This window comes from Caulobacter sp. GW821-FHT10A06 (genome assembly GCF_059415805.1).
Map to the genome: position 1 here is coordinate 313,527 of NZ_JBWKNY010000001.1, position 13,578 is coordinate 327,104.

Here is a 13,578-nt window from a genome sequence, read left to right on the forward strand (position 1 = left end):
CATGGCGATCTGTATTCCCGCGCCCGAAATCGTCACCCCGACCTCCAAGGCCGAGGCGCGGCTGTACGCGGCCTTGTGCGAGCAGCTGGATGACGACTTCCTGGTGCTGCACTCCGTGGCCTGGATCGCCAAGCCCAGGGGGCAGGCGCGCGATGGCGAGGCTGACTTCCTCATCGCTCATCCCAAGCTTGGCCTTCTGGTTGTTGAGGTGAAGGGCGGCGAGGTGTCGCTGGACTATGAGCGGTTGCAGTGGACGTCCCGCGATCGAAACGGCGTCCTGCATGACATCAAAAACCCCTTCGATCAGGCCAAGGGCGCGAAATTCAGTATTCTTGAGAAGCTCAAGGAAAGCCCGATCTGGCAGCGCCTGAAGGTGGGCCGGATCACCCTGGCCCATGCGGCTTTCATGCCGGACATCGACAACGGCCAGCGTCTGGCGGGTCCCGACGCGCCGGCGATCCTGATCGGTGATCGAGGCGATATGGGGTCCTTGGCCACCTGGGTCACGAACGCCCTTGGCTTTTGGCGTGCGGAACCGGGCGGGGGTTCGGCGACCATGGGGCCCAGTGGCGTCGCCGCCGTGCGCCAGATCTTTGCCAGGGTCGCGTCGACCCGCGCGCTGCTGTCGACTCGCCTGCACGAGGAAGAACAGCAGCGCATCGAGCTCACCAAGCGCCAGGCCGCGATCCTGGATTTTCTGTCGCGACAGCGGAAGGCGATGATCGCTGGCGGGGCCGGCACGGGAAAGACCCTCATCGCCCGCGAGAAGGCTGTCCGCCTGGCCGGCGAAGGCATGCGCACGCTGTTGGTCTGCTACAATCGGGGTCTCGCTGATTTCCTGCGCGAGCAGAGCCAGGATGTGGAGGGCCTGGACGTGGCCGGCTTCCACCAGCTGGCCAACCTTTGGATCGACCGCGCGAAGGCCGAAAGGGGCAGGGACCTGATGGCCGAAGCCCGCCGAAAGTACCCCACGGCGGACCGCTACAATCATCAAGAGCCCGCGGCCCTGGCGGACGCCCTGGATATATTCGGTCCCCAGTACGACGCGATCGTTGTGGATGAGGCCCAGGATTTCGGCGACGACTACTGGTTGCCAATCGAGATGATGTTCACCAAGCCCGATGACGCCTTGCTCTACGTCTTCCTCGACGAGAACCAGGGCATCTATCGTCGCTCGGCCGTCATTCCGGTCCAAGGCGAGCCGTTCGTTCTCGACAGCAACTGCCGCAACACCGGGCGCATTCATGAGGCGGCCTATCGCTATTATCGCGGTGAGGTGGTCACGGCGCCGGCGCATGACGGCGTGGTCGTGGACAGCCTGGTTGGCGCAGGCCTGGATAAGCAGGCAGGCATGATCGCCCAGTTCGTCACCCGCCTGATCGCCGAAGAGCACGTCGCGCCCCACCACATTGGCATCCTCGTCGTCCAGAGCGGAAAAATGGACGCTTGCGCCAAGGCGCTGGCGGCTACGCCAATTCCAAAATCCGCCCGCTTTGGTCGGATCGAGAACTACGCCGATGGGGTCGTCACGGTGGATACAGTCGCCCGCTTCAAAGGCCTTGAGCGGGCGGTGGTCATTCTCTGGGCGTTGGACGACAGCGACCCAGTGGAAGATCGCGAAATCCTGTACGTGGGTCTGTCGCGCGCGAAATCGGTTCTGGTCCTGTGCGGTACCGCAGAGGCCTGCGGGAAAATCCTGTCGCCTCCGACTACACTCGCCTGAGGACCACTTTCGGTCGCGCAGAACCGCGGTCTGGGCATTGCCCTCCAGGATCGATGAAGGCGGGGGGGCAAAGCAGGGTCAGCGTTTGCGCGGCCAAGCCCCCGTTTTCTGCGGTAATGCGCGCCGTCATTCACCGGGTCATTCTTCCCTCGTCGCTGGTTGCGTGAGAACGGCAAGCGACAGGCCCGGCGGCGTGAGAAGCGTCGGGCCACCCTGATTTAGAGGGTTCTCGCCGGCCGCTTTCGCGCCCGGCTTCACCTGATCCCGAGGTCGGCCGGCGGTCACGCTCGGTCCCGCGGCTTTCGCCGCTCCTACGGGCGCGACACCCGGCGGGCGCCTTTATGGCGCCGCCGTCCTCCCGGCGCCGCTTCCCGCCACGCGCTGTTCGCGCGGGCTCCTCGCAGTCTTCATTGTTAGCGGCGGCCTGACGGCCGCGTGGGTTTGTCTGGCCGCTGCCGCGGCCGGGGCTTGGGGCTCTGCCCCCAGCGCGCTTCGGACCGGCTTCCGCCCAGCTTCGGTCGCTGGCCGGGAGGACGGGATGGATGGGGTTGAACGCCCTGTAGCCGGGTCCCCGCGAAGCCGGCCGCTCCGCTTGCACCCCCGGTCTCGCCGACGGGCGTCGGGGTTCAGGCGCGCCTTTTGCGCCTGAACCCCCATGCCCCAAGGAGGCAGACATGACCACTCACAGCCAAGCCGTTTCGTCCGCTGGCGTCCAGTGCGGCGAGGAGCGCATCTATCCGCTCAACAAGCTCAAGAAATCGCCGCGCAACGTGCGCAAGGTGCCCCACACCGAGGCCGAGATTGAGGCGCGAGCGGCCAGCATCAAGGCCAAGGGCGTACTGCAAATGCCCGTGGTCGAGCCCGAGCTTCGCGCCGATGGCTCCGAGACCGGCTACGCCCTGGTCACCATCGGCGAGGGCCGCCGCCTCGCCCTGCGCTTGCTGGCCAAGCGCAAGGTGATCAGCAAGACCACCCCGGTCAAATGTCTTGTCGATACGGTCAACGACCCGCAGGAAATCTCCTTGGACGAGAACGTGTCCCGCTCGGCGCTTCATCCGGCGGACGAGTACGAAGCTTTCCGCGATCAGGCCGAGCGCCGGGGTTTCGGGGCCGAGGAGATCGGCGCGCGGTTCGGCGTCACCGCCGCCGTCGTGCGCCAGCGCCTCCGCCTGGGCGCGGTGGCGCCCGACCTGCTGGACGTCTACCGCGCGGGCGAGCTGACCCTCGACCAGCTCATGGCGTTCGCCGTGTCCGAGGACCACGCCCGCCAGCGGCAGGTGTTCGAGACCCTGACCAACCGCCAACCCCACGCCATCCGCCGCGCCATGACCGAGGCCCAGGTCACGGCCGACGACCGCCGTGTGGCCTTCATCGGCTTGCCCGCCTATCTCGCCGCTGGCGGCGAGGTGGTGCGCGACCTCTTCACCGAAGACGCCGGGGGCTATTTGGACGTGGCGCTGGTGGACCGTCTGGTCGCCGACAAGCTGGCGGACATGGCCCAAGACCTTCGCGACGCCGAGGGCTGGAAATGGTCCGTGGCCTATCTGGACTATCCGCACGGTCATGGCCTGTCGCGCATCTATCCGCGCCCGGTCGAGCGCGACGAAGCCGAGGCCGCGCGGCTGTCGGCCCTCCGCGACGAGTACGCCGAGCTTTCCGAGCAGTGGGGCGCGGTCGAGGACCTTCCCCCCGAGATCGAGGCCCGGCTGAGCGGGATCGAGGAGGAACTAGCCGCCGCGCCGGAGTACGCCTACGACCCCGCCCAGATCGCCTATTCCGGGGTGATGGTCATCCTGGGCTATGACGGGGAGGTCCGGATCGAGCGGGGTATGGTCCGCGTCCAGGACATTCCGGCGCCCGAGCCCGAACCCGAGACGGACGAGACCGGCGACGAAGGGGAGGCGGCGCAGGATGGCGACGGCGCGCCGCCCTGGACAGAGGACGACGAGGCCGGGGAGGCTCCGGCGCCGGAGCCCGAGGACGAACCGGCCGGTGATCCCGCCGCGCCGCTGCCTGCCAAGCTGGTGGCCGAGCTGACGGCCTACCGTACGGCGGCCATGCGCCAGAGCCTCGGTCAGGACCCGGAGCTGGCCCTGGTCGCTCTGACGCACGCCCTGGTCCTGCGCGCCTTCGTCCAGTACGGCGCCATGCCGACCTGCCTGGACGTGCGGATGGCCTCGCACAGCCTGAGCGAGGAGGGCGGCGCGGCCGAGGGCTGTCCGGCGGCTCTGGCGGTGGCGGATCGCCATGCGGCCTGGGCCGCCCAGGTTCCGGCCAACGCCCAGGACATCTGGGCGTTCGTCGTCGGCCTGGACCCGGTCAGCAGGCTGTCGTTGTTGGCGCACTGCGTTGGCCTCAGCGTCAACGCCGTCCACGGTTGGGAGCGCCGTCCCGCCGCCTGGGCGCATGCCGACCAACTGGCGCAGGCGATGGGCCTAGACATGGCCGAGCATTGGTCGCCCACGGCCGACCGCTATCTTGCCCGTGTCACCAAGGCCCACATCGCTGCGGCCGTGAGCGAGGCGGTCTCCCCGGAGGCGGCCGCGCGGCTGGCCGGGTTGAAGAAGGACGCCATGGTCGCCGCCGCCGAGCCGCAGTTGGTTCCGGCGCGGTGGCTGCCGGTGCTGCTGCGCACCGGCAACGCTTCGGCCCGCGCCGAGACGTCCCAGGTCGAGGCGTCCCACGCCGGGACCACCGAGGCCGAGGCGGACCAGACCCGAGTGAACGCGGTCCTGGCCAGCGAGGCCGTGGCTGACGTCCTGGTCGAGCCCGACACCGCTGAGGAGGTCGATCAGCACCTCGTCGCCGCCGAGTAGGAGAGGGCGGGGCGGCTTTGGCCGCCCCGCTGTTCCGTTTCCAATCCAAGCTCCCGTAGCCTCCGGCTCGAACGAAAGGCGCCCGCCCCGTGACGGCGGGCGACGTCATGTCGGCCAACCACCTCGTCGCTGGAATGGCCGGCTTGGACGGGCGACCCCAGGCCAGATCGAAGACTTCAAGGCGGCATGCGTCCAGGCGGGATCGGAACCGGCACGCACGGGTCGTCGGCCTGACAGACAGGTAGTCGTTGCCCTCGCGCGACTTGCGCTTCCAGGCCGCTCCGATCGGCACGCCGTCAAAGGCGGCGACACGTTTATCCGGCTGTTTCCAAGCGCCGTCGCATTCGACCGCCCGAAAATGCACGCTCTTCAGGGCTAGCTTGAGCGAGCGGAGGGCGCCGACCAAGCCGTCCAGACGAGGCGAAGAGACCAAGGTGGCCAAGTCAAAGTCCGGTTCGCCTTCCGGGCCGACCCGATGCCGCGTCCTCTTTTGGCTTTGATCCGACCGAGGCGGTCCCAGCCCGCAACCTGGCCGGCGACTGTCTTCCCCTGGGCGGCGCCCATTCCTCGCGAGGCAACACAGACGCCGTCGGCGGTCCTCCGCTCCGCTGCGGGGCGCGCTCGCGCGCCTGCCGGCCGGTCCATCGCCCCGGTCCCTGGATCGCCATCGAGGCCGCGATCGGCGCGGCCCGGAAGACGAACAGGAGCTTTTCAGATGTCCACCATTGGTCATTTCGCCATCGCCTCGGACGGTTATGTCGGCGCCATCCGCTCGCTCAAGCTCAACCTCAAGAACGTCCGCTTCCGCGAAGTCGAATGCGACGACGCCAAGAAGCAGCCAGCCTATCGCATCGACGCCGCCGGCGGCGTGCCGATCGGAGCGGCCTGGAAGCGCAAGTCGCGCGAGGGCAACGACTACCTGTCGGTCAAGCTGGACGATCCGAGCTTCCCGGCCCCGGTCTTCGCCCGGCTGCACGCCGCCAAGGAAGGCTTCGACTTGGTGTGGAGCCGCCCGTCCAAGCCCGGCCAGCCCGACGACGAGGAAGGCTGATCGAAACGACGACGCCCGCCGCAATGCGGCGGGCGCCTTTCGTTCGGGGCGGGGCTAGGGGAGCTTGAGGTCGGGTCCGGCCGCGTCACACGCAAGCGTCAGCCTACGGCCCTTTCTGGAACGCCTACTGCGTCTGCGTCTGGTTCGTCGATCTCGGCAGCCCACAGGGCCCAGCGGATCGGCACGGTGACGGCGTCCGGTCCTGTTTCGCCGGGGCGCTGCTGGGAACCGGCCAGATGCACCAGCAGCTCGTTCATTCCCGCGCTTACCGCATAGGCCCAGCTTGGATGGTCGTGGCGAGCGACGCGGTTGATGTCCTTGGCCAGCTCGTAGTGAAGGATGGTGCGGCCGCCGTCCGGGTCACGCCGGGCGAAGGCGAACAGGCCATCGCCGCGCACGAACCGGCCGTCGTGGTGATGGAGGCTCATGAACGCTACACCCTCGATGATGACTTCGCTGTCCGGCATCTCGGCCTCCTCGTTACGAAAGCGAACATAAGCAGAACATCTCTCCGCTGTGGAGTCCGGATCCGCGATGCCGATCTCGGCGGGTTCGCCGATTCCACGCCAGGGCCTGTCTCTACGCGACCAGCCAGCGAGACGGATTGAGCCGCCGTACGCCTTGGCGGACAACGGTTTGGCGGGTCCGCGACGACGCTCCCAACCGCCCGCCAAGCGTCGGCTTCGCCCCCGCAGATCGCCGCCGCCTTTCTCCCCCGAGGCGGCGGCGACGGCGGCGGTCCAGGACAGCACCGGTTTCCCCCCGCCGGTTCCTGGGCCGCCGCCGATGGCGCAGCTTGCGGGCTTCTACAAAGGACAAGACCATGACCACCATCGGCCACTTCCGGCGCGAGGGTGAGGCGTTCGTCGGCCGCCTCACGACGCTGCATCTCGACGTCACGCTGAGGCTGGCGCCCGGCGACAAGTTCTCCAGCAGGGCGCCGGACTACCTGGCGTTCGTCGGGGAAAACGAATGCGGGGCCGCATGGCGCGGATCGGATGCCTCCGGTGCAATCCTCAACGTCAAGCTCGACGATCCCACCTGGCCCGAACCCGTCAATGCGCGACTGATGCCTGCCGAAGACGGAGTCTTGCCGCTCGTCTGGATCCGAAAAGCCGAGGCGCCGAACCCGCCGACGGCGGCTCCGCCCGCGCCCGCCTAGTGCGCGGGTCACTCGGTCTGGGGATCGTACGGCGGCTTGTAGAGGCGGCTGATCTCCTGTTCGAGCCAGCGTTCCGCGCCGGTGTCGCGCCGGCGGAGCAGCTCGCCCAGCTCGGCGAAGGCCTTGCGGAACGCCTCGAACGCCGACGTCCCGGGGATGCCGGCCATGGCGTCGCCGACGTCGTCGCCAAACTCGCGCAGCGCGATCCAGAGGATGGTCGAGATCTTGTTGTCCATGGCCCGCAGCGCAATGTCCGCCGAACCAAACATCACGCCCAGCAGGATGGCGACCGCGTCAGAGCGGGTGGCCTCCGCGAACAGGCGCACCTTTTCGAGGTCGAGCCGCCCTCGGCCGGCCTCGAAATTCTCATAGGTCTTGAGGGCGATGCCCATGGCGCTGGCGACCTCGGCGGCTTTCAGTCGTCGCTCGCGTCGAATGGTCTTCAGGATGAGGGAAAGCAGTTCGGACTGCCGCGCGTAGCTTTCCGCAGATTTCGTCATGCGCACTCCGCAACACACGCGGTCAACCTAAAGACGCGAACCACTCTGGGATTCATCCGCAAGCCGATCAATTGGCAACTGCTGTTGAAGCTGAACGCGGCGGCCGTATAGGCCGATTGTGCTGGCCTTGGAGCGTTTCTGCGGTTGGACTCCCGTTATACGGCGGAAACACCCGCACAGTTCTGGGGATACGCCCGCATACCCAGGTTTCAACGGCGTGGGATCGACAGCCGACCCAGTCTTGGCGGGTCATTTTGAAACCGTCAAAGCGGCGCGTCATCGACAGCAGCACACGACGGGCGTCAAGCTCTGAGCCTTTGCGGTGATATGCTGTGAGCCGTGATCGGGACCCCTTCGAGCGCGCGCTGGACGCCATCCGTTTGAAGGTGCGGGCGGGCGAAGGGCTGCAGGGCCGACCCTTGGCCATCAATCTCCTGGCGCGTGAGCTGAACGTGAGCCAGACGCCTGTCCGCGAGGCGCTCGCCTGGCTGGCGGGTGAGGGCCTCGTGGTGAGAACCCACGCCGGCTACGTCGGCCGAACCTACGAAGCCACCAACCTAGCCGAACTCTACCGCCTGCATCTGACACACCTCCTGGCCGCCCTGTCTACCGACGCCCGGCTAGCCCGGCTCGGGCCAGGGCAGGGTTCTCCGGCCTGGCCCGTCACCCCCGTGGGCGAGCCCGCCGCCGTCTTCGATGTCCTGGCCGCCCTGGGCGGCGACCGCACCCTCTTGGCGTCGCTGAGGCGAACGCGCGAGCCCCTGTCGGCCTTCCTGCCGGCGGAGATCGTCGTGATTGGCGACGGCCAAGCCAGCATGGCCGAGTTGCGCGCCGCCTATCCTGAGCTCGTTCCGCTCCGGGCCATTGCGCGCGCCTACTACAGACGGCGCATTGCGACAGCAGCCCTACTGCTGCGGGAGACCCTCGAGCGCCTTCAGATATAGGCCGGATATAGTTTGAATATACCTCCGGCCGGTCGCCTCCTGATTGGGCTGCAATCTGCAGCTGCACATCGAATGAAGGAGAAGACCATGCGCAACACGTTCACCCTCATCCGTCTGGGCTCCGCCAAGAGCCTGACCCAGAACGGCACTGGCGACCTGTTCCCGGAGGTCGCCCAACCCGACCGTTACAACGGCATCTGACACTCGTCCAAGACGGCGGCCCTCGGCCGCCGTCGCCACCGGCGGGCGGCGCTCAGACGATCCGTCGCGCCTTTGCCGACCGTCTCCGGGCGATCGGCTGACAAGGAGGACTTCGACCATGACCAAGTTCAAAATCCTCAGCCTGGGGGCCGCCTCGGTGCTCACCCAGGACGGCTCCGGCTGGCAGGCGCCCGAACTTCTCATGCCCGATCGCTACAACATCACCTGAGCGGCGGCTCGGCGTGAACCTTACGGGATCGCGATCGAAGGGGCCGGCTTTTCAAGCCAAGCTCGATGGGCCGGCCCCCATCGGCTCCTCCACACCAGATCAGGATTGAACCCATGGCGCTGCGCTTGGCCGACGGCGTGTTCGCCGTCCAAGTCTCTTCCGACCTCGTCTTCCTGGTTCCTCGGGACGACGCCTACTTTTGTCTTCCGCTCGACCCTGGCGCGCTCGATCTGACAGACGACCAAGTCGCCGCGCACGTTCCGGGGCTTGCCGAGGCGCTGGTCGAGTCCGGGTTGGTCGAGCCGGTGACGGCCAAGGCAGTCTTGTCGATGCGTGCGCCGCCTGGCGTTCCGATCCGCACCGCGCGGCGACTGATCGAGGATCAGATCAAGATCCTGGATCGTCGCCCGCGCCTGCGCCACGCCAGGGCACTGTGCGCCGCCGTTCTGGAGGCTTCCCGTTTCCGCAGTCGTCCGATCGGGGAACTCATCCGGGTCGCGACGGGACCGGACGACGCAGAGCCGTCGCCAGGCCTCCTGACCGACCTCAATGTCTTTCGGCGCTTAACGCCCTGGCTGCCTATCGACGGCCTCTGCCTGTTCCGAAGCCACATGCTGCTGCGCTACCTAACCGCGTTGGGACATGGCGCGCGCTGGGTATTCGGCGTTCGAACCTGGCCCTTCCGCGCGCACTGCTGGCTGCAGGTCGGCGACGTCGCCCTCGACGACGAGGCCGAGCGGCTGTCGGCCTATACGCCGATCATGGTCGTCTGACATGGGCTATCTCATCCTCACCCATCCGCCCGGCCGGCCGGGCCAAGCCTTCGACGCCATGGTCGAGGACTTGACGCATCAACCGGACTGGACCCTGGCCTTGAGGGCCTACGGCTTGGCCGTCTTCGTCCAAGGGCAGGCTGCGCCGGACGTGCGGCCGATCACCGGCGCGGCCGGCGTCGGCGGAGTGCTGGTCGGCCGGGCCTTCGAACGGAGGGCGGCGGAACGCGGTGTCACGGCCCGGGCCGATCTCGCAGGCCTTGCCGACCTGGATCCGCTTGAGGCCTGCCGGCTGCTTGTCGATGGCGCCTGGGGCGATTATGTCGCCGTGCTCGTGCCGCGCAGGGCAGACCCGCCCACGCTGCTGTGTCCGCCCATGGGCGGCCTGGCCGCGTTCGTCTGGGAGCGAGACGAGGTCACCGTGATGGGATCCACGGTGCCGGACGGCGCCGCCGCGCCGCGACAGGTCGCCATCGACTGGACGGTCCTAGGTGAAATCCTGGCCGACCCGCCGCGCGCGGGCGGGGCGCCGCCTCTGACCGGCATCGGCTGGATCCCACCGGGCGCGGTACGACATGGCGCGGGAGCCACCAGCCTTGTTACCCTTTGGTCGCCGGCGGTCATCGCCCGCCGATCCGGCCGGCAGCGGCCTGGCGATGCGCGGGAACTGCGGGCGCTCCTGGCCCACACCGTGGACATGTCCATCGCCGCCCAGGCTGACGGAGCGGAGCGCATTCTATGTGAAGTCTCCGGCGGACTGGACTCCGCGGTTGTCGCCACCGGTCTGGCAGCCCTCGGACGTAGCCCGGTTCGCACCACCAACTTCTTCCGCGACCAGGCCGAGGCCGACGAGCGCGGCTACGCTCAAGCGGTGGCCGATCGCATCGGCGTGCCGCTGGCGGCGATGGCGAGGCCGCCGATCACGATGAGCGAGGAGAGCCTCGCGTTCAGCGCCCGCTCGATCCAGCCCAATTTCAACGCCGTGGACATCGACTACGATTTGTTGCTGGCCAAGGAGATCGCCGAGGTGAAGGCTGACGTTCTGTTCACCGGCCACGGCGGCGATGTCGTCTTCCTTCAAATCGGAGCCGCAGAGCTCGCTGCCGATCTTCTGAGAGGCGAGCCTTGCGAGGGGCGGCGCTCGGCCAGGCTGGGCGACATCGCGCGACGAACCCGGCGGTCGGTCTGGAGCTTGGCTTGGCAGGCGATCACTGGTCGACCCGGCATGGGCTCGCCCGAGCGATTGGTGAACCGCACCAATATAGCCCGCCGGGCAGGGTCTTTGGGGGCGGGACACCCTTGGGCGAAGGACCTCAAAGGAGTCACGCCGTCCAAGCGCCTGCAGATCGCCGGTCTCGTCCTCAGCCAGCGAGTGTTCCACGAGACCTTGCGTGACAATCTCGTGCGTCAGGCTCATCCCCTGCTTAGCCTCCCGGTAGTCGAGCTAAGCCTTTCGATCCCGGCGCCGCTGCTCAGCTCAGGCGAAGGCGAACGCACGCTGGCGCGCCAAACCTTCGCAGAGCGCCTACCGCCTTCGATCGTTGCGCGGCGGTCCAAAGGCGACATCAGCGTGTTCTTTGGCAAGAGCATGGCGCGCAGCCTTGATTTCCTGCGCCCCTATCTGCTTGGCGGGCGGCTCGTGGCCGAGGGACTGGTTGATCCGGTCGCCCTTGAGCGCATCCTTGATCGCGACGCGCTGATTTGGCGCGACGACTACGGTCAGATTCTCGCGGCGGCGACGCTGGAGGCTTGGGTGCGTCATTGGGAGGCGCGCATCGGCTGCGGCTTCGTTGCCGGAGCCTCGCTCGGTCGGGCCAGTGACGTCGCGAGAAAGCCGAAGGCGCGGGCGTAGAGATCTCGTACATTAGCCGGGCTGACGACGACATGTTGTTCACCCCGGTACATCAGCAGCTGCGCGTCCTTGCCGAGCCTGTAGAGCGACGCAAAAACCGCCTCGACCTCGCTGGCGTCGGTATCGAGGTCGCCATAGATCAACATCACCGGAGGGGACATCCTGTCGATCTGCAGAGCGGGACTGTTGCGCACATAGCGGTCAGGATCCTTCCACGGCGGGCTTCCCATCCGGCCCTGGCCGCTCTCTGCCCAGGCAAGCCGGCCGGGGATCTGCAGCAGGACCTCGGGCGTGGCCAGCGCCGCCGGAGCCAGAGCGCCGTGCCGGGCGATCAGGTTTGTCACAGCGGCTGAAGCGATGACCGCGCGAAAGCGCCCCGATTGTATGCCGGCCGCCAGTGCGCCATAGCCGCCATAGCTCTGGCCCCATACCGCCAGACGATCCGTCGATAGTTGCGGATGGTCGCGGCGCGCCTGGTCCACCGCGCGTAGCATGGCGTCCGCCAGGCCCGGCATCGGTTCTGCGCCAGCGGCCAGCGGCAGGCTCGGCACTACGACAGCATAGCCGGCGGCCGCCATCAGCTGAACATTGGTGTCGAACTTCAGCTCGCCGGGACCCTGATCGACGGGCGGCGCGGCGTAGCGTCCGCCGGGATAGGGCACCACGATTACCGGTATGTCGGCCCTTCCGGGTGGTTCAGGGGGCAAGTAGAGCCAGCTTGTCAGATACTCGCCCTCGGCGCCCAGATGGCGGACGGGAAGTGGCTTGGTGAAGGCGATCGAGGCCAGGCGCGCATTGATCTTCGTCAACAGGCGGTCGTGTGAGCCTTGCCGGAGCAACAGAGATCGGACCCCGTGATCGTCACGGCGTTCGATCAGCAGTTGGCCGGGCACGGGCGAGATCGCCAGCACCCGGGCGTCGTCCGGCAAGGTCGGCAGCGCAAGGCTCGAGCCATTGGCCTCCACGAGTCTGGCCTGGCGCCGAGCGTTCGCGCCGATCACGACCGCGGACCGGCTGGCACGGCCGGCCCTCGACGCTCCCGTTGGCGCCGGGGAGCCGACCAGCGATCGGGGCGGGCCATCCGCGTGAACGGCGATCAGACCCAAGCGAGTTGCCAGTAGCGCATCGGCCCGGTCGGCCGCCAGGACCTGGGGTAGGGCGCCTTCGCTCGAGGCCGTGAGGTTGACCGGGCTGCCCGACGTGACACGCCACCAATCGAGTCTTGACGGGTCCGATCGGCGGCCCATCACGATCGGATCGCGGCCCGGCCAGGCAACGGCAGCAAGCGGAAGTTTGTCGCGGCCGCCGGCTTCGCCGACCGACAGGTGGTGCGACAGGACCTTTGCCTGACCGGTCCGCGTGAAGCGCCAGTAGCGGGCTTCGCCGAGCGGCTCGCCATCCCGCCGCACCGGCGCGACCAGTTCGTGGCCGTCCGGAGACCAGGTCCAAACGAACGGCAGGAGATCGCAGGTCGCACAAGGCCTGGTCGCCACGCCGGTCGATACGTCGATGAGCACCAGGCGCCGTCGACGCTCGAACCCTGACCCCAGCACGGTAGTGGCGGTGGGCAGGATTGCTTCCGCTTCCTCGATTAGGGCGACGGAGCCACCGCCCGGCGCTAGCTTGAGGTCCGCAAACCGGCCGCTCGCCAACCGATGCGCAGCGCCGGTCACCGGATCGATCGACATGAGATCGGCCTTGGGCGCTGGCGGATTATAACGCTCATAGGCGCCGGCGCCCAAGGCCGTCACGGAAAGCTCCCCCCGGGCCGCGGCGGACCATCCCGCCTCGGTGCGCGCCTGGACCTGCCAGCCCCGGCCCAAAAGCAGCGATGCTGTCTCGGGAGCGGCGGACAGGGCCAGGATCTCGCCGTCGTCGCGCCAGACCGCCGAGGGCGTCCAGAGCTCCGGCTGGACATGCTGGCCCGTCCACACCACCGCGCCGGAAGACAGGGTGACGACGCCGAGTTCTCTGCGGCGACCCTGAAGCCGGAACACGATAGCCCTGTCGCCGCGCGGCGACACCGCACCCAGCGTGTCTCCCGCCCCCGCCACCGGCGCGAGCAGGAGGCGAGGCGGGGCCTCTCCTTGGAGGTCGACGACGAAGACGCGGCCAAGTCCCTGCTGGATCAGGAAGTCGTGGTCGAAGGACGGGGCTTCCTTCCACGGGCCGAAGGTCTCGTAGACGAGCCAGCGGCCGTCGGCGGAGAACTCCGCATGCCCGACATCCTGCAGGGACAGCAGGTCCTCGACCACAAAGGGCCGGCCATCGGCGCGGGCCGTCGTTGCCAGGATACAGGCGAGCAGAAGCGTTGCGAGAAATCGCAT

General features: G+C 68.0%; 10 protein-coding genes and 1 pseudogene. 7 read left to right on the forward strand and 4 right to left on the reverse strand.

The genetic code is table 11. From position 1 onward, the window contains the following. The first annotated feature begins 1 nt into the window (after position 1). On the forward strand, positions 2-1,723 hold the full coding sequence (locus AC07NF_RS01410) for an NERD domain-containing protein (RefSeq protein ID WP_494632226.1): 1,722 nt from the start codon (positions 2-4) through the stop codon (positions 1,721-1,723). A 674-nt stretch (positions 1,724-2,397) separates the two neighbouring features. Then, entirely contained in the window at positions 2,398-4,539 is a 2,142-nt protein-coding gene (locus AC07NF_RS01415) for a hypothetical protein (protein WP_494632809.1), read from the forward strand. Positions 4,540-4,780: 241 nt separating this feature from the next. On the opposite strand, the pseudogene AC07NF_RS01420 reads toward AC07NF_RS01415, so the two are convergent. After that, positions 4,781-5,272, reverse strand: a pseudogene (locus AC07NF_RS01420) (DUF736 family protein); the annotation flags it as partial. Here AC07NF_RS01420 and AC07NF_RS01425 point away from each other — a divergent pair. Beyond that, complete coding sequence (locus tag AC07NF_RS01425; RefSeq protein ID WP_494632224.1) at positions 5,255-5,590, forward strand: DUF736 domain-containing protein; 336 nt, start codon at positions 5,255-5,257, stop codon at positions 5,588-5,590. The pseudogene AC07NF_RS01420 and the gene AC07NF_RS01425 sit on opposite strands and share 18 nt — an antisense overlap. Before the next feature lie 98 nt (positions 5,591-5,688). Here AC07NF_RS01425 and AC07NF_RS01430 read toward each other — a convergent pair whose 3' ends face one another. Next, a complete protein-coding gene (locus AC07NF_RS01430; RefSeq protein WP_494632222.1) occupies positions 5,689-6,342 on the reverse strand; it encodes a hypothetical protein in 654 nt (217 codons plus the stop codon). 71 nt (positions 6,343-6,413) lie between these two features. Here AC07NF_RS01430 and AC07NF_RS01435 point away from each other — a divergent pair, with 71 nt between their 5' ends. Then, positions 6,414-6,752: a DUF736 domain-containing protein gene (locus AC07NF_RS01435; RefSeq protein WP_494632220.1), complete on the forward strand. Its 339-nt coding sequence runs from the start codon at positions 6,414-6,416 to the stop codon at positions 6,750-6,752. Between the two features lie 8 nt (positions 6,753-6,760). Here the strand turns inward: AC07NF_RS01435 and AC07NF_RS01440 are convergent, their stop codons facing one another. After that, complete coding sequence (locus tag AC07NF_RS01440; protein ID WP_494632219.1) at positions 6,761-7,252, reverse strand: helix-turn-helix domain-containing protein; 492 nt, start codon at positions 7,250-7,252, stop codon at positions 6,761-6,763. Between the two features lie 332 nt (positions 7,253-7,584). Between AC07NF_RS01440 and AC07NF_RS01445 the strand changes: the two genes are divergently transcribed. The 3 genes from AC07NF_RS01445 to AC07NF_RS01455 all read left to right on the forward strand — a co-directional run bounded on the left by AC07NF_RS01445 (position 7,585) and on the right by AC07NF_RS01455 (position 11,251). Further along, positions 7,585-8,196 carry a GntR family transcriptional regulator gene (locus AC07NF_RS01445; RefSeq protein WP_494632216.1) on the forward strand — a complete coding sequence of 204 codons (612 nt, stop codon included), beginning with the start codon at positions 7,585-7,587 and terminating at the stop codon, positions 8,194-8,196. Between the two features lie 543 nt (positions 8,197-8,739). Further along, positions 8,740-9,399: a lasso peptide biosynthesis B2 protein gene (locus tag AC07NF_RS01450; RefSeq protein WP_494632215.1), complete on the forward strand. Its 660-nt coding sequence runs from the start codon at positions 8,740-8,742 to the stop codon at positions 9,397-9,399. A 1-nt stretch (position 9,400) separates the two neighbouring features. Further along, the gene (locus tag AC07NF_RS01455) at positions 9,401-11,251 is read left to right on the forward strand and encodes an asparagine synthase-related protein (protein WP_494632214.1); all 1,851 of its coding nucleotides are present in this window, start codon (positions 9,401-9,403) and stop codon (positions 11,249-11,251) included. On the opposite strand, the gene AC07NF_RS01460 is transcribed toward AC07NF_RS01455, so the two are convergent. Beyond that, positions 11,158-13,578, reverse strand: a complete 2,421-nt coding sequence (locus tag AC07NF_RS01460; protein ID WP_494632212.1) for a S9 family peptidase — start codon at positions 13,576-13,578, stop codon at positions 11,158-11,160. The genes AC07NF_RS01455 and AC07NF_RS01460 overlap by 94 nt on opposite strands.